Here is a 20768-nt window from a genome sequence, read left to right as displayed (position 1 = left end):
CCCGCTCGGCCCGGGAGCGGCCCCGCGCCGCGCCGACGGCAGCGTTTTGCCTCGCGATCCCCTCGCGCCGGTATGACCCGGCGCCTGCTGCTCGGCTGTAGCGCGGTCGGGAACGCGCTCGTCGAGCGCGCCCGCGAGGAGCGCGGCGACCGCGACGACCTGGTGGCGATCACGGACGACACCGGCTGGGTGTCGACGCTGCGCGACCGCAACGTCGCCACCGTCGAGGCCGACCCCTCCGACCCCGCGACGTATCCGGACTCGGCGGCGGTCGTGCTGGTCGCGAGCGACGACCCCGAGCGCAACGTCGCCGCCGCGCGCGCCGCTCGGGACAGGTACCCGGACGCGATGATCGTCGCGCACCTCGGTACGGCGCCGACCGAGGAGCAGCGGGCGGCGGTCGAGGCGGTCGCCGACCGCGTGGTCGACCCCGTCGAGGCGGTCGTCGATCGGGTCTCCGAGGCGATCGGACTCGCCGACGGTCGCGGCGCCTCCCCCGGGGCGGCCCTCTCGCGCGCCAATGCCGACGACGGCGAGAAGCCGGCCCGGCTGCTCGCGACGCTCCGGGGGTTCTCGGGGCCCCTGTTGGTCGTCGCGCACGACAACCCCGACCCGGACGCCATCGCCAGCGCGCTCGGGCTGGCGCGGATCGCGGAGTCGATCGGCGTCGACGCCGACGCCTGCTACGGCGGCGACATCTCCCATCAGGAGAACCGCGCGCTGGTGAACCTCCTCGACATCGGGCTCCGGTCGTTCGACGGGGTGGACCTCGACGAGTACGGCGGCGTCGCCCTGGTCGACCACTCCCGCGCCGGGATCAACGACAGCCTCCCCGAGGGCCACCCGGTCGACGTGGTCGTCGACCACCACCCGCCGCGGGGGCCGGTCGCGGGATCGTTCGTCGACATCCGGCCCGACGTCGGTGCGACGAGCACGCTCATCGCCGAGTACCTCTCGCGGTACGGGATCGCGCCGGACCGGGAACTCGCCACGTCGCTGCTGTACGGCATCCGGATCGACACGAAGGACTTCACCCGCGCGACCGCGACCGACGACTTCGAGGCGGCCGCCGCGCTGCTCGCGCACGCCGACGAGTCGACGCTCGAACGCGTCGAGAGCCCGAGCGTGAGCCCGGAGACGCTCCGCGTCCTCGCGGCCGCCATCGAGAACCGCGACGTGCGCGGGTCGGTCGCGGCCTCCTGCGTCGGCGAGATAACCGACCGCGACGCGCTCGCGCAGGCGGCCGATCGGCTTCTCGACCTGGAGGACGTGACAGTGACGTTCGTCTACGGCTACACCGACGGCGTGATCTACGGCTCTGCCCGCGCCCGCGGCGCCGAGGTCGACGCCGGCGAGTTGCTGCGCGACGCGCTCGATCCCGCGGGGTCGGCCGGGGGCCACGCCTCGATGGCTGGCGCGCAGGTCCCGCTCGGCATCCTCTCCGCGGTCGACGAGTCGGAGTCGCTGCCCGAGGTCGTCGAGGAGTTCGTCGCCGGGCGCTTCTTCGAGGCCCTCGACGACGCGCCGGCGCAGCCGACCGGGCTTCCGCCGGAGTTCCCGACGGACTGAGGCGCCGTCGTGCGAACCGGTCCCGAGGCGGCGTAAGACACTCATCACCGGGCGCCGAGATAGCGCCTGTTCCCGCCATGTCCGACGGCCTCTACGACGAGCGCCCGCGGCTGTACGACGCGATCCAGTCGGAGTGGGACTACGACCGCGACGCCGGCTTCGTGTTCGACGCGCTCGCCGACCGCGGCGTCGACCCCGAGCGTCTGCTGGAGGTCGGCTGCGGAACCGGCGAGCACACGCGCCGGTTCGCGGCCCGCGGAGTCGACGTGACCGCGATCGACGTCCACGAGGGGATGCTCGCGGTCGCGCGGGAGAAGTGCCCCGCCGACGCCGTCTCGATCTACCGGACCGGGCTCCCGGAGCCGGACCTGCACGACACCGAACCGTTCGACGCCGCCGTCGCCATCCGCGGCGTCGTGAACCACCTCGGGCCCGGCGACCTCGACCCCGCGCTCGCCGCGCTCCGGGACCGACTCCGGCCCGGCGGCGTCCTCGTCTTCGACAATTCCCCGCTGCCGTCCGACGGGAACTCCCCGGGTCTCGACGTTGGCCACGACGCAAATGGGGAACTCCGGTACGTCCGCGTCGCGCACCACGTCGCGACCGACGACGGCCGGCTCGACTGGCGCGCGGTGACGTTCACCCCCGACGGCGACCCGTTCACCGGCCGGCGCCGGATGACGCCGTTCGCCGACGAGCGGATCGGCGACGCGCTCGCAGATGCCGGGTTCGACGACGTTGACGTGTCCTCGGGGTACGGCCCCGGCGACGACCGGAGCGTGTTCGTCGCGGTGCGGTGAGCGGGTCCGCGGCAGTTCGTCGAGCGGGTCCGCGGCAGTTCGTCGAGCGGGTCGGTGGTGGTCCGGCGGGCAAGTCCGCGGCAGCATCGGCGGGGCGGTCGTGCGGGAATCGCGCAACGGTCGCAACGTACATAGGACGCGGCGGCCAACTGTGGGTAATGACCGACGACATCGTCGAACACCGCCGACTCATCATCGCCGGCACCGGTATCTCGGGTCTCTCCGCGGCCATATACGCCGCGCGCTCGAACAACGACCCGCTGCTCGTCGAGGGCGACCAGCCGGGCGGCCAGCTCACGCTGACGACCGACGTGGAGAACTACCCCGGCTTCCCCGAGGGGATCTCCGGGCCGGGGCTGATCAACGACATGAAAGAGCAGGCGCAGAAGTTCGGCGCCGAGACCCGAAACGGCGTCATCGAGGACGTCTCGAAGGAGCCGGCGGGCCACTTCCACGTCGCGCTCACCGACGGCGACGTGTACACCGCCGACGCCGTCATCGCGGCGTCGGGCGCCAGCGCGCGGACGCTCGGCGTCCCCGGCGAGGAGGAGCTGATGGGTTACGGCCTCTCCACCTGCGCGACCTGCGACGGCGCGTTCTTCCGCGACGAGGACATGCTCGTCGTCGGCGGCGGCGACGCCGCGATGGAGGAGGCGAACTTCCTGACGAAGTTCGCGGACACGGTGTACATCGCGCACCGCCGCGAGGAGTTCCGCGCCGAGGACGTGTGGATCGAGCGCACGATGGACGCCGTCGAAGACGGCGAGATCGAGCTCCTCCTCAACACCGAGCTCACCGAGATCCACGGCACCCCCGAGGACGGCATCGACCGCGTGACCCTCGTCGAACACCCCGACGGCCACCCGAAGGAGAAGCTCGACGACCCCGCGACCGCCGACGCGGTCGACGAGTACGACTTCGACGTGGGGGCCGTCTTCTACGCCATCGGTCACACGCCGAACACCGACTTCCTCGAAGGCACCGGTATCGAGACCGACGACGACGGCTACCTGCTCACCGAGGGCGGCCGCGGCGGCGGCCAGACCCGGACCGGCGTCGAGGGGCTCTTCGGCGCGGGCGACGTGGTCGACTTCCACTACCAGCAGGCGGCCACCGCCGGCGGGATGGGCGTGAAGGCCGCGCTCGACGCCGACGAGTACCTCTCCGAGCGCGAGCGCGCCGGCGAGCTGTACGAAGGCGAGCTCGACGCCGCGGCCGCGGACGACTGAAGCGCGGTCCGTCGGTTCCGACGCGTTCGATTCGTCGTCTCGACGGCTCCGTCCACACCCGTGACGCGATCGGTGACGCAAACCCCTCTTTGAGTTATACGCGGTACTATCTCCGCCTCTCCCGTCGTTGGAAACGTGATGAACAGACGCGGTCTGGTCGTCGTCGCCGCTGCGCTCGCGTTGTTCGTGACCGGTAGCGCCGTCGCCCTCGCCGGCCCCGTGTCGGGAGGGCCCGGCGGCCTCCTCGGCGGGGCGAGCGATCCGCCGGCGCTGCTCCACTTCGATACCGACGAGGTCCGCTGTCCCGACGACTTCTCGGCGAACAGCTCGACGTCGGTGGTCGCCGGCGCCGAGAACACGGGGATCACGTACTCCAGACACGTCTCGCTGCCGGGACCCTCGCACGCGATCGGCGGCCCGACGTTCGAGCGGGTGAACGAGTCCGCCTACGTGCTCGACGTTCCGACCGAGGAGACGGACGCGGCGCCGCGGTCGTGTTCCGGCGTCGTCCGCTACAACGGCACGGTGCGGATTCCCGCGGCCGACGACCCGTGGACCCTGATCGTGAAACAGGACGGCGAGACGGTCACGACGCTGCGCGGCGACTCGGACTCCTCGCTCCTCGGCGGGTCGACGAGCGTGAGCGGCAGCGTGTCGGCTCCCGATTCTGGGAGCAACTCGACGGACTCGTCGGAGTGAATCGGGCGAGCTATCGTAGCCGAACTCCCAGTTGCTCGCTTATGAACAACTGACAATCGACCGGCGGTGGCCGCCTCCAAAGCCCCAGCAGAGGGGCGGGCGCACGCTCGCTGTGTCCCTCAGTCGCTCGCGCTGCTCGCTCCTTTCGGTGCTTGCGTGGCCTGTGCCCGTCTCTCGGCTGCCCATTTGAATCCCACCCCGCACAGCAACCGCACCTCACACCTCCCCAGCCTCGTCAGTCGCCCTCCGCGTTGCTCCGGGCGACTGACTCCCTCGCGCGCGCTCCTCGCGCCCTCCAGGCGCTCGGAGGCACGCGCCACCGTAGTTCTATTTGTAAATGGTCGCCATCGCCGACCGATTCAGGACAGAATCTCCACGTCGTACCCCTCCGCTTCGAGTGCGTCGACGATGTCGGCGGCGTGTTCGGCGTCGTCGGTCTCTAATTCGAGTTCGAGTTCGGCGGCGTTGACGGCCACGTCCCGCGAGGTTCGGTCGTGGTGGACCGCGTACACGTTCGCGCCGGTGCGCGCGACGATGCTGGAGACGCGCTCCAGTTCGCCGGGTCGGTCCTTCAGGTCGATCGTGATCTTGAGGTACCGGCCCATCTGGACGAGCCCGCGCCGGACCACGGTGCCGAGGCGGTTGAGGTCGATGTTACCGCCGCAGAGCGCGGCGACGACCGTCTCGCCGTCGTCGTACTCGAACGCCTCCGAGAGGACGGCGGCGAGCGCGACCGCGCCCGCGCCCTCCACGAGCGTCTTCGCGCGCTCCAAGAGCAGCGTGAGGGCCAAGGCGATCTCGCGGTCGTCGACGGTGACGACCTCGTCGACGTACTCGGCCATGACCTCGAGGGTCTCCTCGCCGACTGACCGCGTCGCGATCCCGTCGGCGATCGTGTCGACGCTGTCGATCTCCGTGACCTCGCCCGCCTCGAGCGACTTCGCGGCCGACGCCGCACCCTCCGCCTGGACCCCCACGACGCGCACGTCCGGCAGCTGCTCTTTGATCGCCACCGCGATGCCCGAGATCAGGCCGCCGCCGCCGATCGGGACGACGACGGTGTCGAGGTCGGGGCAGTCGTCGACGATCTCCAAGCCGAGGGTCCCCTGTCCGGCCATCACCACGGGGTCGTCGAACGCGTGGACGTAGGTCCGGTCCTCCTCGCGCTCCAGCCGGTGCGCGTACGCCTGCGCTTCGTCGTAGTCGACGCCCTCCAGGCGAACGCTCGCGCCGTACCCGCGGGTGGCCTTCACCTTCGAGACGGGCGCGAACTTCGGCATCACGACGGTGGCGTCGACGCCAGCGCGGCTCGCCGCCAGCGCGACGCCCTGCGCGTGGTTCCCGGCGCTCGCGGTGACGACGCCGGCCTCGCGCTCCGCCTCCGAGAGCGTCTGTATCCGGTTCATCGCGCCGCGAATCTTGAACGCGCCGGTCCGCTGGAAGTTCTCCAGTTTCAGGTGGAGGTCCGCGCCGCTCATCTCGGAGAACGAGCGCGACCGCTCAAGCGGCGTGTGGCGGGCGACGCCCGAGACCCGCTCGCGCGCCTCGCGGATGTCGGCAAGACTGAGCATGCCACCCCGTCGCCGCGCCGCCCGCTAATCGGTTCCGGTCGGGGGCGACCGTCCACGGGACGGTCGACGGCACCCGCCGCGGTCGCCGTGTGCCGACTGCCTGCCGCCGGGCGGCCCGGCACGCCGAGCCGACGGCTCGCGGTCGGTGAAAGGGGGAATGCACGCGTGTGACGTGCGAGTGAAACGATGCGACGGAAATACAAAAAGGTGGGGCTACCAGAGCGAAAGTGAAACCGCACGACAGCGGCGCCGTCATCCGCCCGTCAGACGGTATCTCGGGGGGTCAGTCGCACCCGCACGTCGCGGGCGTCGAGGACGGAGCGCACTCGGTTGGGGAACGGGCCGGATCCGGGCCACGTCGCGTCCGCGTCGAGGCGCTCGGGGTCGCCGACGTACACCGCGGCGGCGTCGGGGTAGTCGGCCGGCGCGTCGAGCGGGACGGTCTCGCGGACGTACAGTCCGCCCCCGACGTCCTCGTAGGCGTCGAGCGCGTCGACGGCCTCCGTCCGGAGGAGTCGGCCCCCCGTCTCGCCGCCCGGCGCGAGCGTCGGGTACCGCCCCTCCACGAGCCGGAGGCCGTCGAGCGTCGCGGAGCCGACGAAGACGAACGAGTCGACGACCTCGGCGACCCGCTCCGGTTCGGTCAGCGTCCCGTACACGAAGACGTCCATGGGTGCCGTGGGTCGCTCGCGGCTTTCAACGTTCGGACGGCTCCCCGCGGCGTCTCTCTCGCCGCGCTGCGGCCGGCCTCCCGACGAATCCACAACCGTTTTACTCGCTTCCGCGGTCGGATTCGTAATGTCTACGCTGCGCGGCCACCGCGCCGTCTCTCTGATCGGAGCCGGCCTCCTCGTCGCCGCCGCGGTCCACCACGGCGCCGAGATCGGCGCCATCGGGAGCTCCGCCGGGCCGCTGCTGGCGTTCGCGCTCGACGGCGGGATCGCGGTCGCGGTCCTCGTCGCCGGCCGCCGGATCGCTCGCCGGGACCTCTCGCCCGCCGAGGAGCAGCGCGTCGCGCGGTGGACCGCCACCGGAACCGTCCTCGCCGTCGCCGCCTTCGCCGCGACGCTCGCCGTGCGCGCCTTCGAGGGCCGTCCGCTCGTCGAGCCGGCCTTCCCGATGCTCGTCGCCGCCGGCGTCGGGAGCCTCGGCGGCGCGATCGCGGGGTACTACGCGGTCCGGCAGTCGGCGGAGGCGCGCCGGGCGCGGGACGCGGTCCGCGCCGTCTCCTTCGTCAACCACCTCCTGCGGCACGACCTCCGAAACGACCTCTCGACGATCCGCGGCTACGCCGACCTGCTCGACGACCCCGACGGCTCCGGTCACGCCGAGACCGTTGCGGCGAAGGCGAGCGAGGGGCTCGAACGCATCGAGGCGACGAGCGCGGTCGCGGACGCGATCCTCGGCGACGCGGACTCCAGCCGCGTCGATCTCGCGGACACGACCCGAGACGTGCTGGCGGGGGTCGCCGACGGGGAATCGGCGGCGATCGAGACCGACCTCCCGGACGCGGCCCCCGTCGCCGCCAACGACGGCGTGCGGTCGATCGTCCATAACCTCGTCGAGAACGCGGTCGAACACGGCGGTCCGGGCGTCACCGTCCGCGTCGCCGTCCGCGCCGACGGTGACGAGGCGGCGCGCCTCGGGGGCGACGACGGGGTCGCGCTGGTCGTCGAGGACGACGGTCCGGGGCTTCCCCCGGAGGTACGGGACGGGTCGTTCCTGACCGACGAGGCGGTCGGCGGGGCGAGCGACGGCGGCGTCAGCGGCCTGCGGCTGGTCGCGACGCTCGCGGAGGCGTACGACGGGTCCCTCGACACCGGCGAGTCGTCGCTCGGGGGAGCGCGGTTCACGGTGACGCTCCCGCACGCACCGGCCGACTCGGCCGGCTCCGATACGTAGAAACCGCGGGCGCTCGTCGGGACCGACGCATGGACCTCCCGCGGCTGCGGCGCGTCTGGAAGCGCGTGTTCTCGCTCGCGTGGCCCGTGATGGCCGAGCAGACGTTCCGCACCGCGATGCGGACGACCGACATCCTGGTCACCGCGCTGTTCTCCCCGGCCGCCGTCGTCGCGATCGGCCTCGCCGACCTGTACGCCCGGTTCCCGCTGCGGATCGGGCTCGGCCTCGGCGGCGGCGCCATCGCGCTCTCCTCGCAGGACACCGGCGCGGGCGCCGCTGAGAACCGCGACGAGGCGGTGACGCAGGCGATCGTACTCGGCGCGCTCGCCGGGATTCCGTTCGTCCTCTTCGGGGTCCTCTTCGGCGAGCTCGCGATCGACGTGTTCGGCCGTCTGGTCGGCGAGGGGACCTCGCCCGCGGTCGTCGACCTCGGGTCGACGTACCTCGCGATCGTGTTCGCGACCGCCCCCGCGCGCCACGTCGCCCTCGTCGGCGCCCGCGCGCTCCAGGGCACCGGCGACACCCGCACGCCGATGTACGTCAACATCGCCGCCAACTCCGTCAACATCGCCGGTTCCGTCGTCCTCGGTCTCGGCCTGTTCGGCTTCCCGCGGCTGGAGGTGTTCGGCGTCGGTCTCGCGACCGCGACCGCGAACGTGCTCACCGCCGGGCTGCTCTGTTTCGCCATCTGGGGGTCGTGGACCGACGCGGACTTCGCGTGGCCGCGCGACCTCACCATCGCGAAGCAGCTCCTCGTGGTGAGCGCCCCGCGCGTGCTGGAGGGGTTCGGCTCGGAGATCGCCGAGTTCCCGTTCAACGCGCTCCTCCTCGGCTTCGGCGAGTCGGTCAACGCCGGCTTCCAGATCGGTCGCCGGGTCTACCAGCAGGTGACCGGCCCGCTCTCGCGCGGCTACAACGTCGCGGCGTCGGTCCTCGTCGGCCAGGCGCTCGGCGAGGGCGACCCGGCGGGCGCGCGGTTCGACGGCTGGGCCGTCGCCGGGCTCGGCGTGCTCACGGTCGGAACGATCGGGCTCGGGCTCGTGATCGGCGCGCCGCGGATCGTGCCGATCTTCACCGACGACGCGGCGACGGTCGCGTCCGCGGTCGACTTCGCGCGGGTGTACGGGCTCGCCGGCGCGGCCCTCGCCTGCTTCTCCGCGCTCTCCGGGTCGCTCCAGGGCGCGAGCGAGACCCGGATCCCGCTCGTCGCGCGCGTCTCGGCGATGTTCGGGCTCTTCCTCGGGCTCTCGTGGCTGCTCGGACGCACCGTCGGGCTCGGCCCCACGGGCGCGTACGTCGGCGTGTCCGCGGCCTACGCGTGGATGGCGCTCGTCGTCGTCGCCGGCTTCCGCTACTCGGGTTGGGCGACCCGCGCCGCGGACATGATGGACGCGCGCGGGTCCGGTCCGGACGCCGACCCCGACCCGCAATCGGGCGCCGAATCGGACCCCACGCCGAGCGAAAAATCGTCGTAGCCGCCGCGGTCGCCTCCAAACCCGCTCTTACGGCTCGCCGCCGAGCGACTCCTGCTCCGACCCCGCGTCGCCCCTGAGCCGGCGGCGGCGCTTGTCGTAGGCGGCCTCCAGTTTCGCGTTCGTCGCCCGCGAGACGAGGTAACAGTCGGCGTCGCCGTCGTCGCGGGGGTGCGCGCTCGCGACCCAGACGTGTCCGTCGCCGGCCGACAGGTCGTCCGCCCAGCGCTCGGCGGCCGCGCGGCTCTCGAAGGTGTGGCTGGGACCGTCCTCGAAGACGAGCCGTCCCACCTTCGCGTTCCGCTTGCGGGCCGAGGGTTTGATCGCGACGACGACGCTCACACCCGACGATCGACCGCCCTCGAATAAAAACCTCGTCAGACGCCGGCGCGCTCAGTCGTCGGCGACGGCGCTCGGGTCGGCGTCCGCCGCGTCCGCCTCCGCCGCGAGCAGCCGGTCGAGCCCGTCGACCATCCCGACGACGCTCGCGCGGGTGATGTCCGCGTCCGACGCCGAGACGCTCACGGAGCGGTCGCCCCGCGAGAGGTCGACCTCGACCGTGACGACCGCGTCGGTGCCGCCCGTGATCGCGTCGACGTGGTAGGAGTCGAGCTCGAAGGCGACGTCCGCCTCGGCGCCCGCGTCCCCGCCGCGCCCGCCGTCGTCGCCCGCGAGCGCCGCGCGGACCGCTTCGAGGCCGGCGTCGACGGGACCCGCGCCGGTGCCGGAGGCGACGCGCTCGTCCTCGCCGACTCGGAGCCGCACCGAGGCGGTCGGGAGGTTCCCGCCGGAGGTCGCCGAGAGGTCGACGAGCTCCACGTGGCGCTCGCGTTCGCGCCCGCGCACGTCGTCGGCGATCGCGAGCAGGTCGGCGTCGGTGACCCGCTTGCCGCGCTCGCCGAACTCCTTGACGCGGGCGACGACCTCGCGCAGCTCGCCGTCGTCGACCGCCACGTCGTGCTCGGCGAGCGCCGCCTTCACCCCCGCGCGCCCGGCGTGCTTCCCGAGGACGAGCCGGCGCTCCCGGCCGACGGTCTCGGGCGGGTACGGCTCGTACATCGTCCCGTCCTTCAACGTGCCGTCCGTGTGGATCCCCGACTCGTGGGCGAAGGCGTTCGCGCCGCAGACGGCCTTGTTCGGGGGGAGCGCGACGCCGGTCGCCTCTGAAACGGCCCGGCAGAGCCGATAGAGCCGAGATAGCTCGACCGTGTCGACGTCGTACGACTCCCCGAGCGCGATGGCGACCTCCTCGAGCGCGACGTTGCCGGCGCGCTCGCCGACCCCGAGGACGGTGCCGTGGACGGTGTCGGCGCCGGCCTTCAGCCCCGCGTGGACGTTCGTCAGTCCGAACCCGAGGTCGTCGTGGGTGTGGAGGCTCGTCGGGCCGAGGTCGGCGAGCCGCGAGACGACGCGGGCGGTCCGTTCGGGGTCGGCCGCGCCGACCGTGTCGCAGTAGCAGATCCGGTCCGCGCCGGCGTCGAGCCCGGCGCCGAGCAGGCGTTCGAGGTAGTCGAGGTCGGCGCGCGAGCCGTCCTCGCCGAGGACCTCGACCCACAGACCGTGATCCGTCGCGTACTCGACGAGTTCGACGGTCGTCTCGACGACCTCGTCGCGGGTCGACCCCACCTTCGTCTCGACGTGCTTGTCGGAGGCGGGGACGACGAGGTTCACCCCGTCGACGCCGCAGTCGAGCGCGTGGTCCACGTCGGCCCGTACCCCGCGGGCGAAGCTCGTCACGGTCGCGTCGACTCCCTCGTCGGCGACGCGGCTGATCGCCTCGCGCTCGCCCGCCGAGGTACACGCCGAGCCGGCCTCGATCAGGTGGACGCCCGCGGCGTCGAGCTCGCGGGCCACGTCGACCTTCTCGCCGGGGGTCATCGAGACGCCCGGCATCTGTTCGCCGTCGCGCAGGGTGGTGTCGAGTAGCTGTACCTCGTCGAGGTCGGTGAGTGGTGTTCGGGTCAAAAGGGAGTCCGTCGGCTCTGCGGTGGTCTCGGGGTCGGTGCCGCCGCGGGGCGGTCGTGCCCCGGAGTCGTTATCGTCGGAGAATTTCGCGGCCAGCCGCCGCGAGGCGACTTCCTCTATCCTCCGAACGATCGCGAGTGTCTCGCGTCATTCGTACCCGTGCGAACAACGCACACACGTATAAACTGCCGGGTCGCGTCAGGTTTGGCCGAGCGATCCTCGCCGCGACCCGGGGTATCGCTGAGGGATCCTCGGCGCGGGTCGGCGAGAGCGTCACACGCCGGCGGTTTCACACGCGGCCGGCGACAGGATTACGACCCGCCCCCGAGAGCGACGCCCATGGAGCGAGCCGCGATCGACGACGTCGACGTCGTCACGAACCCGATGGGCGTTCACGACATCCGAAAGCCGGTCTCGCGCGCGCTCGGCGCCGACCACGTCGCGATGAACTACTTCGAGCTCGCACCCGGCGACGCCTTTTCCGGCGGCCTCCACACTCACGGCGACCAGGAGGAGATATTCTACGTGCGCTCGGGCACCGCCACGTTCGAGGTCGGGCGCGAGCGCGAGCGCGTCGAGGTCGGCCCCGACGAGGCGATCCGCTTCGCGCCCGGCGAGTTCCAGTCCGGATTCGTCCCCGAGGACGCCGACGAGGAGGTGATCGCGTGGGCGATCGGCGCGCCGGGCGCGCGCCACGACTGGGACCGGATCGAGTCGATCGTCGAGTGCCGTGACTGCGGCGAAGAACGGGTCCACGACACCGAACTCACCGACGAGGGCCGGTTCCGGTTCACCTGTACCGAGTGCGGCACGTCGTTTTCGCCGTGAGGATCGTTTGCGGCGCTCGGTGACCACCGCCCGCGCCGCCTCAGCCCAGCAGCGACCGGAGCGACCGCCGCCGCGTGCCGCACTCGGCGGCGTAGTCGCAGGTCGAACAGCGGCCGTCGTCGACGCGCGGCGGGGGCCCGTCGATCGACCGCGCCGCGCGGAGCGCCTCGCGGTACGCCGCCTTCTTCCGGAGCGTGAGCCGGACCTCGCGGACGACCCCGACGGCCGGGTACTCGACCAGCGCGCGCGGTAGCTCGCGCTCTCGCTCCCACGCCAGCGCCTTCGCGATCCCGACCGCACGGACCGCCTGCGGCTCCCACACGCCGTTCTCCGGCGGCTCGCCCGACGAGACCAGCGTCGGAATCGGCGGGGGAGACTGTTCCGTCTCGTCCGGGTCCTCCGCCCCTCCGCTCGGTTCCAGCACCTTGTGAACGGTGCCGTGGCAGTCCTTGCCCGAGAGGAACCCGCGCTCGCTCGCGGGGTCGACGAGGGAGCCGTACTCCTCGCGCTCTCGGAGCCGGTCCAGATTCCGGCGGTAGGCCGCGGGCGATCGGTGAAGCGGAAGCTGCCGGAGCGCCCGATCGGGCGCGTCGACGAGTTCGTCGTACCGGAACGCCAGTCCGATGCGCTCGCGCGCCTTCGGGGGGACGCTCCGCTCGTCGTCGCGCCGAACGTAGTAGAGTTGGCGGGGACAGTACGCCGCGCGGGCCAAGTCGCTGAACGGGACGAGGGTCACGCGAGCCGCTGGCCGCGGCTTCGCTTATAAATGAACGACGGCGCGTGCCTCCGAGCGCCCACCGGGCGCGAGGAGCACGCGCGAGGGAGTCGCTGGCCCCGGAGCGAAGCGAAGGGTGCCAGCGACGAGGCTGGGGAGGTGTGAGGCTGCGGTGCTGTGCGGGGCGGGACTCAAAGGGGCAGCCGCGAGGACGAAGCACGGCGACGCAAGGACCGCAAGGAAGGAGCGTCAGCGACTGACTGAGGACCGCAGCGAGCCGCGCGAGCCCTCGCGGCTGGGGCTTTGGAGGTGTTCGTTACGGATCCGTCAGCATCCATTTATAAGCGAGCGGCTGGGGCTTTGGAGGTGTTCGCCGCCGCTCAGTCGTCGACTATTTATAAGGATACGTCCGTCTCGATGTCTTCGGTCGCCTCGCGGAGGCCGTCCTCGCGGGCGTCGCTCGCGAGCGATCCCTCGATATCGGCGTCGGTAAGGAGGTCGCGGAACGCGTCGCGGACGCGGTCGTTCGCTCGCGTGGAGGCGATGTCGGTGCGCGCGACGGCGGCGTACCGGGCGACCGTGTCCGGCGCGGCGTCCAGTTCCTCGGCGCACTCGACGATCGAGTTCCCGGCGGCGGTGAGCCGCTTCAGGTCGGCGTACGCGAACGGCGGGTCGGCGCCGTCGTCGGTCCCGACCTTACGGTCCGACTCGCGGACGAGGTGGAGGTCGAGACGCGCCTTCCGGACGGTCTCGGCGTCGATATCGTCCGGATCGACCTCGGCGTCGCCGTCCTCGCGATCGCCGAGTTCGTCGCGGATCGCCGCCGCGACCGCCGCGTCGCTCTCGTCTGCGAACCGGCCGCGGGCGACCAGCGCGTAGGCGGCGTCGTCGAGCGGCGTCGAGAAGCCGTACCGCTCCCGCATCGCGGCGACGAGGTCGCGGACCCCCTCGCTGGCGTCGTCGCGATTGACGAGGGTCCCCCGCTCCGCCTCCTGGCGTTCGGTGACCGTCTCCGAGCCGGTGGCGTCGACGAACAGGTCGCGGAGTTCGGCGGTCTTCTCGTCCATGGGAGCGGTCCTACGCGGGCACGGCTGAAAAGCCTCGTGTCGGCGCGGCGTCCACACCGGTATCGCTCCGGCCTCACACCAACCCACCCACGGTGAACACCACGTAACAGCACGCCACCAGCGCGCCCGAGTGGAGCAGCGCGGCGTACCGCCCTCGCGCGGCGGTCCCGGCGAACCACCCGGACGCCAGCACGGTCGCCTGCGTGACGACGTACAGTCGGAACCGCTCCAACTCGGGGTATACCCCCTCCGGCTCCGTCACGGCCTCGGACGCGGCCGCGAACTCCGCGAGCCGCGCGGCGTCGACGACCTGCGTGTTGACGACCGCGACGACGCCGGCGACGAGGACCGCCGCGGCCCAGCCGACGGCGATGTACGGCTGCATCGACGAGCGGAGCGCGCGCTGCTCGCTGTACAGCCGCCCGACCTCGATGCGGAGCGTCTCGAAGACGGCGTCGGCGTCGCTGCCGGCGTTTAACGCCCCCGTGACGAGCCCGAGCGTCCGCGCGGCGAGCGGCGTGTCGACGCGGTCGACGAACCGCTCGATGGCGGCCCCGCGGAGGTCGACCGCGGTCGGCTCCTCCGGTGAGCCGGCTCCGGGCTCCGAACGGGCCGAGTCGGCGGGCGCGGTCGTCGACCGCAGCGCGAACGCGAGGTCGGCCACGTCGTCGTCGAGGACGCCGAGGTCGGCGTCGCGCGCGACCGCCGCCACCGCGGCCTCGAGGGGGCGCCCCTGCGCGACGTGGCCCGAGACGGCGTGGACGAAGTCGGCGAGTTCGCGGTCCTTCGCGTCGTCGATCCGCGTGCGGCGCGCCGCGACGAGCCCGACGGGCACCGCGAAGGCGGCGTAGCCGACGAGGGCGACGTTGACCAGCGTGTAGCCCGCGACCGCGAGCCAGAGCGCGAGGGCGACCGCCGGCCCCGCGGCGACGACGGCCGTGCTCGCGGGGTTGCGCCCGGCGGTCGCGAGGACCGCCCGCGGGCTCGCCGGCGCCTCGTAGCTCGCCCGCTGGCTCGGCGGGCGGAGCGTACCCACCGCGACCGCCGCCGCGAGGCCGAACGCGACGAGGAACGCGACCGCGCCGTAGAGGACGACCGCCCGGGTCGGGACCACGCCGACCGGCGTCGAGACCGGCGGGAGCAGCTCGGGGATCACGACCGACAGCGCGGTCGCGCCGATGACGAGAAGCGCCGGCAACACCAACACGGCGACGAACAGCTCCGTGAGCAGTTCGAGGAACCGCCGGGCTCGCTTCCGGGCGCGGTCCTGCCGGTGCGAGAGCATCCGGCGCTCGGTCGCGAGGAACTCGGAGAGCGCCTCGTCGCCGGTGGCAGCGTGTTTCCGGAACTTGAGGAGGAACGGCGCGAGCAGCTCCCGCGACGGGGTGTCCCGCGCCACGCGCCGGAGCCCCTCGTCGAGGCTCCCCGCGAGCCGGGCGGCGTTGAGCGCCTTCCGGAACGAGGTCGCGGTGCCGCCGTACGCGTCGCCGTCGGCCGCCTTCCGGAGCATGGCCCGCGGCTCGTCGCTCCCCGAGGAGAGCAGTTCAAGGTAGCGCACCGCCCCCGGGAGGGTGCGCTCGATGTCCGTCCGCCGCGTCGCGACCACCCACCGCAGGTGGAGTCCGGCCACCGCGACCGTCGCGCGCTTGGCGAGGAGCGCGACACCGGTAGCGACGAGCAGCGCGGCCCGGTCCGTGCGGAGCGGGCCGACCGAGTCCGGCGTCGGGGCCGGCGTCGCCGTCGACCCTGCTGCGAGCAACGCCGCGCCGAACCGCGCCTCGACCGCGGCCGCGACCGCGGGCGCCGCGCCCGCCGCGACGACCAGCGCGGGCAGGAAGGCGGCGGCCGCGACGATCCACGAGAGCCCGTACGCCCCCGAGAGGTACGTCTCGAACCCGGTGTCGAGCGCGGTGCCGCGGTACCGCTTCCGGTCGGCGTCGTGCCGCCGGTCGCTCGCGTGGCGCGCGAACAGCGCGTAGCAGACCCGGCCGACGACCGCGAACCGCCCGCCCGCCGCGACGGGGTCGTCCGCGCCCGTCTCGCCTGTCGCGTCTACACTCGCCGCGTCCGCTCGGTCCGCGTGCGCCGCGTCCCCTCTGTGCGCGTGCGCCGCGTCCGACTGGCCCGCGCACGTCCCGGCCGCGCTCGCGCCGTTCGCCTCGGAGCCGACCGTTTCGGTCGCGCGACGCCGGCTCACGGCCGCCTCCGTGCCGCTGACTCGTCTCGGCTCTCGCCCCCGTCGTCGCGGTCCATCATCCGCGCGGCGCGCTCGACGGTCGCGGCCTCGTCGGTACGCAGGTCGGCGAGGAACTCGAACAGTTCGTCCGGGTCGTCGACGCCGTCTCGCACGAGGAACTCCACGTACCGACGCTTCGACGCGAACTCGGCGGCGACTGCCTCGCGGTCACGGTCGGTCCGGCTTGCGATCTGGTCGAAGGCGCGGAACAGCGGGTCGCTGTCCCGACCGCCGCCCGGAGCTTCGCCCGCCGCGGTCGCGCTCGACGCCGCCCCGTCCGCGTCGCCGCCCGGCGCGCCGGGGAACCGGAACGTCCCGTCGCCGTCGCGCCACGCGACCGTGTTGTACCGGACGGACTCCCCGCCCGCCTCGACGACGCCCGCACCGCCGCGCTTCGGGTCGCCGGTCGGGCTCCGCGTCGCCTCCGGGCCGAGGCCGTCGTACGCGGCCTCGGAGAGCGGCTCGATCGCCCGCGAGACGTACCGCTCGCCGTCGACCCGCCGCGGGAAGACGACGAGGTCGACCTCCCGCAGCAGGCGCGCGGGCAGGTCGCGCTCGCGCAGGCGGTTCGCCAGCGCCTCGATGTCCTCCGCGTGCGTCGTCCCGATCACGCCGTGGCCGGTGTTCAGGCTCTCGGCGAAGGTCTCGAAGCTCTCCGGGGTGTTGATCTCGGCGATGATCTCGACGTCCGGGTTGAGGTAGTTGGCCTCGGTCATCAGCTCGGCCATTCCCACCGACTTGTAGGCGTCCTCGTGGTCGCGCGTGGTGAGCGAGACGCCCGTCTCGTGGGGGAGCCGGACCTCGCGGGAGCCCTCGTCGACGGAGACTGGTCGGGCGTCGAACGGGATGAACGGCGCGTGAGCGTTGAGCAGCGTCGTCTTGCCGACCCCCGTCGGTCCGGCGAAGAGGACGACCCCGCGGTGTTCGTACAGCAGCCACAGCAGCGTCACGAGGTCAACCGACAGGGTCCCGCGCTCGATCAGGTCGACCGGGGTGAGCGCGTCTGCGCGCTGCTTCCGGATCGAGACGTGCGGGCCGCACTCAGAGATGACCGGGAGCGCCACCGCACACCGGATCGTCTGCGGCACGCCGTCGAGTTCGAGGTTCACCTTCGCTGAGGGCGTCGAGGCGTTGAGCTCCGTCCCGTCGCGGGCGGCGATCCCCGTGACGACGTCGACGAACGTCGTCTCGTCCTCGAACGCGAGGTTCGTCGGGATCCGAGAGCCGACCGCCGGGGCCTCGCCGTCACCCCGGCTCGCGGCGGCGGAACGGCCCGTCTCGTCCGCCGCGCCGGAGAGGACGGACGCGCGCGGGACGACCTTCACGCGCTCTCCGACCCGGTTCGCCTCCACGTCTTCGAGGTGCGGGTCGCGGATCGGGACCGTGAGGATCCCCTCGCCGACGAAGTCGCGCAGCACGTAGTACGCGAGGTCGTCGAGCCGGTCGCGGGCGAACCGCGAGTCGACGGGCGGCGCGACGAGCCCCCGGTCCGCGAGCGCCGACCTCGCCCGGTACGCGGCGGCGTCGAGCCACACCCGGGTGTTGCGCGCGGTCAGCCGCCGCGAGAGGAAGCGGCGGGCGCGGGCGGCGACGAACGACTCCCGATCCTCGATCACGTCGCTGACGGTCGTCTCCCAGATCCGCGACTTACACTCCTCGATGAGCTCCTCGTCGCCGGGCAGAAGGTCCGGCTCTAGCACGGCGTACTTCGTCTCGAACGCGTCCGAGCCGAGCAGCCGCTCGCGGTAGAGGACCACCTCGACCGCGAGCCCGGCGAACTCGACGGTGTACTGCGCGAGCCGCTCGGCCGCCACGCGTTCGACGTAGTCGGCGTCGGCGTCGATCCCCGTCTCCAGCGGCGCGAACGTCTCGGTGTGGACGACAAGCTCGCGGTCGTCGCCCACGTCGGCCACCTCGATCCGGTCGTCCAAGGCGATCGGCGTGAGCGCGCCGAGCAGCCGGAACTCCCGCAGCGCGTGGTAGTCGATCCGTCGACGCGCGGCGGCGCTCGCGTCCACCAACCGGTCGATCGCCTCCGCGTACTTCGGCTCGAACCCGGCCTCGGCGCGCTCGACGACCCCGACCCGGGTGAGCGGGCGACGGTGCCGCACCGCGGAGAAGCGGTCCCGGACGCGGTCGAGCGCGCGCTCGTCCCCGACCGACAGCGGCGGTTCGCGGGCGTCGTAGCCGAACCGCCCGCCGTCGCGCTCGCGGGCGGTCGCCACCACGCCGGGGGCGGCCTCGTACTGCGCCCGGACGTCCGGGGCGTACCACGCCTCGGGGTCGTCCGGCGGCACCGGCGCGGGGACCGCACCGCTCGACCCCTCGTCGGGCTCGTCGACGATCCGGAGGGTCGCTCCGTCGCTCACCGCCCCGTCCTCCGGCTCCGCCGGTCCGCAGTCGCCGTCTCTCCGCTTATCGCGTCTATCGCGCCCGGCGGGCGCGTCGCCGTCCCCGAGACGCCGCGCGCCGCGGTCCCGAGATCCCGTGTCATCGTTCGATCCGCGGGTGATCTACGGGTCCGTTTAACCGTTTCTTTTCTGTCACTGTCCATTCATTTCACGCCGCGAAAACGTGCGCTCGTCCGGTCGGATATCGAAGGTGTGGTACCCGCTCCGACCCGCTCCACGACGGTGACGATCGATCATCACTATCGTGACGTGTGAAAACGCATTTATTCGTCTCCCCGTAACCCGCGTTCCACGCCTCAATGAGCACGTCACTGTCGAGCGACGTTCAGCGCGCCTTTCTGCGCTATCAGCACGTCTTCGTCTTCCTCGCCCCCCTCGCGTTCGTCGGGGGCGTGTACGCCTTCGCGCCGACGCCCGCCGACGCCGGCGTCGGCTACTGGACCGAGTACTGGTGGCTGTTCGCGGTCTTCACCGCCGGCGCCACGATCGTCAACACCGTCGGGATCAGCGGGTCGGCGCTGTTCGTGCCGTTCCTCATCTTCGCCTTCCCGCTGGTCGCCTACCCGCTGGAGCCGACGACGCTGGTGAAGATCGGCCTCATCAGCGAGTCGTTCGGGCTGTCGAGTTCGTCGCTCGCGTTCATCCAGTACGGGCTCGTCGACCGCCGGCTCTCACTCTCGCTCGTGTTGGGCGGCGTCCCGTTCGTCGTCGGCGGGGCGCTCCTCTCGTTCGTGATCCCCGAACCGGTGTTCCACGCGCTGTTGGGGGTCGCGCTTCTGGCGGCCTCGTACCTGCTGTTCAAGGCCAACTTGGCCCACGGCGACCCCACCGAGAGCGGGGGTGACGAGGAGGTCGCGACCGACGGCGGCTCGTCACCGGATCTCCCGGACGACGACAACAAGCTCGGGCCGGCAGGCGTCGACACCGACGAGTCCGGCACCGTCACCCGGGTCGACCGCGACGGCGACGACTACACCTACTCCCGCGGCGGCTACCTCGAACGGTTCCTCAACTACAGCGTCGGCGGGGTGTTCCAGGGGCTCGCCGGCTTCGGGATCGGCGAGCTCGGGATCATCTCGATGCTCCGGACGCAGGTCCCGGTCCGCGTGGCGATCGGCACCAACCACATCGTCGTCGCGACGACTGCCGTCTTGGCGTCCGTCGTCCACGTGTTCGGCGGCGGACTGGTCGGCGGCCACACGATGGACCTGGCGACGACGCCGTGGAACATGGTCGTCTGGACGGTCCCGGCGACGACGCTCGGCGGGCAGATCGCCCCGTACGTCTCGACCGCGCTGGACACCGGGACGATCAAGGCGGGCGTGGGCGGCCTGTTCGCGGTCATCGCAGCCGCGCTGTTCGCGATGGCCGCCGGCGGGATCTGAGGGCTGACGCCCCCCGCTGCCGAGCGGTCGTATCGCCGCCGGCGTCAGCTTCTTGATCGTCTCGACCGGAGCGTGTTCCGATGACGGACACCATGCGTGCCGCGGTCGTGCCGGAGCCCGGAGCCGAGTTCGAACTCGTGGAGCGCGACGTGCCGGAACCGGAACCCGGCGAGGTCCGGGTCGCCGTCGAGGCGTGCGGGATCTGCCGCAGCGACGAGTTCGTCGTCGAGGGCGGCTATCCCGGCGTGGACTACCCGCGCGTCCCCGGCCACGAGATCGCCGGGCGCGTCGACGCGGTCGGCGCCGATGTCGACGCGTGGGAGCCGGGCGAGCGCGTCGGCGCGGGGTGGCACGGCGGCCACTGTTTCACCTGCGAGCCGTGTCGCCGCGGGCAGTTCCTTCAGTGCGAGAATGCCGAGATCACCGGGCTCACGTTCGACGGCGGCTACGCCGAGTACGCCACCGTCCCCGCCGAGGCGCTGGCGGCGATCCCGGACGGTCTCGACGCTGTCGACGCCGCCCCGCTGCTTTGCGCCGGGATCACCACCTACAACGCCCTGCGTAACTCCGACGCCCGCGCCGGCGACCTCGTCGCCGTCGTCGGCGTCGGCGGGCTCGGTCACCTCGCGGTCCAGTACGCGCACGCCGCCGGCTACGAGACGGTCGCGATCTCGCGTACCCCCGAGAAGGAGCCGCTCGCGAGGGACCTCGGGGCCGACCACTTCGTGAACGCCGCGGAGTCGGACCCGGCCGCGCGGCTCTCGGAGCTGGGCGGCGCGAGCGTCGTCCTCACGACTGCCCCCGCGAGCGACGCCATCGAGTCGGTCGTGGGTGGGCTCGGGATCGACGGTTCGGTGATCGTCGCCGGGATCCCCGGCGAGCCGGTGTCGGTCGACTGTCTCTTCTACACCGCTGACGC

At 72.6% G+C, this 20768-nt stretch carries 18 protein-coding genes; 9 read left to right on the top strand and 9 right to left on the bottom strand.

What is annotated here, in order from left to right; all coding sequences use genetic code 11:
- Window positions 1-72 precede the first annotated feature (72 nt).
- From B9H04_RS03135 to B9H04_RS03120, 4 genes are all read left to right on the top strand, one after another.
- Complete coding sequence (locus B9H04_RS03135; protein WP_049931836.1) at window positions 73-1569, top strand: DHH family phosphoesterase; 1497 nt, start codon at window positions 73-75, stop codon at window positions 1567-1569.
- Window positions 1570-1646: 77 nt separating this feature from the next.
- Complete coding sequence (locus B9H04_RS03130) at window positions 1647-2369, top strand: class I SAM-dependent methyltransferase (protein ID WP_049931838.1); 723 nt, start codon at window positions 1647-1649, stop codon at window positions 2367-2369.
- Between the two features lie 158 nt (window positions 2370-2527).
- Complete coding sequence (locus tag B9H04_RS03125; RefSeq protein ID WP_049931841.1) at window positions 2528-3598, top strand: NAD(P)/FAD-dependent oxidoreductase; 1071 nt, start codon at window positions 2528-2530, stop codon at window positions 3596-3598.
- A 138-nt stretch (window positions 3599-3736) separates the two neighbouring features.
- On the top strand, window positions 3737-4297 hold the full coding sequence (locus tag B9H04_RS03120; protein ID WP_085682455.1) for a hypothetical protein: 561 nt from the start codon (window positions 3737-3739) through the stop codon (window positions 4295-4297).
- Window positions 4298-4656: 359 nt separating this feature from the next.
- Here the strand turns inward: B9H04_RS03120 and ilvA are convergent, their stop codons facing one another.
- Together ilvA and B9H04_RS03110 are read right to left on the bottom strand one after the other, a co-directional pair.
- Entirely contained in the window at window positions 4657-5868 is a 1212-nt protein-coding gene (ilvA, locus tag B9H04_RS03115) for a threonine ammonia-lyase (protein ID WP_049931845.1), read from the bottom strand.
- Window positions 5869-6131: 263 nt separating this feature from the next.
- Complete coding sequence (locus B9H04_RS03110; RefSeq protein ID WP_049931846.1) at window positions 6132-6539, bottom strand: gamma-glutamylcyclotransferase family protein; 408 nt, start codon at window positions 6537-6539, stop codon at window positions 6132-6134.
- A 127-nt stretch (window positions 6540-6666) separates the two neighbouring features.
- Between B9H04_RS03110 and B9H04_RS03105 the strand changes: the two genes are divergently transcribed.
- Together B9H04_RS03105 and B9H04_RS03100 are read left to right on the top strand one after the other, a co-directional pair.
- Window positions 6667-7770 carry an ATP-binding protein gene (locus tag B9H04_RS03105; protein WP_049931847.1) on the top strand — a complete coding sequence of 368 codons (1104 nt, stop codon included), beginning with the start codon at window positions 6667-6669 and terminating at the stop codon, window positions 7768-7770.
- A gap of 29 nt (window positions 7771-7799) precedes the next feature.
- Entirely contained in the window at window positions 7800-9245 is a 1446-nt protein-coding gene (locus B9H04_RS03100; protein WP_049931848.1) for an MATE family efflux transporter, read from the top strand.
- A 27-nt stretch (window positions 9246-9272) separates the two neighbouring features.
- Here B9H04_RS03100 and B9H04_RS03095 read toward each other — a convergent pair whose 3' ends face one another.
- Together B9H04_RS03095 and B9H04_RS03090 are read right to left on the bottom strand one after the other, a co-directional pair.
- Window positions 9273-9584, bottom strand: coding sequence for a hypothetical protein (locus tag B9H04_RS03095; protein ID WP_049931849.1), 312 nt, complete (start codon window positions 9582-9584; stop codon window positions 9273-9275).
- A gap of 51 nt (window positions 9585-9635) precedes the next feature.
- Window positions 9636-11207, bottom strand: coding sequence for an alpha-isopropylmalate synthase regulatory domain-containing protein (locus B9H04_RS03090; protein WP_211216866.1), 1572 nt, complete (start codon window positions 11205-11207; stop codon window positions 9636-9638).
- 339 nt (window positions 11208-11546) lie between these two features.
- Here B9H04_RS03090 and B9H04_RS03085 point away from each other — a divergent pair, with 339 nt between their 5' ends.
- The gene (locus B9H04_RS03085) at window positions 11547-12035 is read left to right on the top strand and encodes a cupin domain-containing protein (RefSeq protein WP_049931851.1); all 489 of its coding nucleotides are present in this window, start codon (window positions 11547-11549) and stop codon (window positions 12033-12035) included.
- A 40-nt stretch (window positions 12036-12075) separates the two neighbouring features.
- Here B9H04_RS03085 and B9H04_RS03080 read toward each other — a convergent pair whose 3' ends face one another.
- From B9H04_RS03080 to B9H04_RS19400, 5 genes are all read right to left on the bottom strand, one after another.
- Window positions 12076-12771 carry a CRISPR-associated protein Cas4 gene (locus B9H04_RS03080; RefSeq protein ID WP_049931853.1) on the bottom strand — a complete coding sequence of 232 codons (696 nt, stop codon included), beginning with the start codon at window positions 12769-12771 and terminating at the stop codon, window positions 12076-12078.
- 374 nt (window positions 12772-13145) lie between these two features.
- A complete protein-coding gene (locus B9H04_RS03075; protein ID WP_085682441.1) occupies window positions 13146-13817 on the bottom strand; it encodes a hypothetical protein in 672 nt (223 codons plus the stop codon).
- Between the two features lie 73 nt (window positions 13818-13890).
- The gene (locus tag B9H04_RS03070) at window positions 13891-16014 is read right to left on the bottom strand and encodes a type II secretion system F family protein (RefSeq protein WP_248648655.1); all 2124 of its coding nucleotides are present in this window, start codon (window positions 16012-16014) and stop codon (window positions 13891-13893) included.
- Window positions 16011-18422: a type II/IV secretion system ATPase subunit gene (locus B9H04_RS03065; protein WP_085682440.1), complete on the bottom strand. Its 2412-nt coding sequence runs from the start codon at window positions 18420-18422 to the stop codon at window positions 16011-16013. Before B9H04_RS03065 ends, B9H04_RS03070 begins: the two co-directional genes overlap by 4 nt.
- The gene (locus B9H04_RS19400) at window positions 18419-18547 is read right to left on the bottom strand and encodes a hypothetical protein (protein WP_276327502.1); all 129 of its coding nucleotides are present in this window, start codon (window positions 18545-18547) and stop codon (window positions 18419-18421) included. Before B9H04_RS19400 ends, B9H04_RS03065 begins: the two co-directional genes overlap by 4 nt.
- Window positions 18548-18763: 216 nt before the next feature.
- Here B9H04_RS19400 and B9H04_RS03060 point away from each other — a divergent pair, with 216 nt between their 5' ends.
- Window positions 18764-19849, top strand: a complete 1086-nt coding sequence (locus tag B9H04_RS03060) for a sulfite exporter TauE/SafE family protein (protein ID WP_049931858.1) — start codon at window positions 18764-18766, stop codon at window positions 19847-19849.
- A 92-nt stretch (window positions 19850-19941) separates the two neighbouring features.
- Window positions 19942-20768: alcohol dehydrogenase catalytic domain-containing protein (locus B9H04_RS03055; protein WP_139835025.1), on the top strand; the 827-nt coding region annotated here is incomplete at its 3' end.

Origin of the sequence: Halorubrum ezzemoulense DSM 17463, assembly GCF_002114285.1 — an archaeon.
Classification (GTDB): Archaea; Halobacteriota; Halobacteria; order Halobacteriales; family Haloferacaceae; genus Halorubrum; species Halorubrum ezzemoulense.
This window is presented reverse-complemented; position numbering and strand designations above follow the sequence as displayed.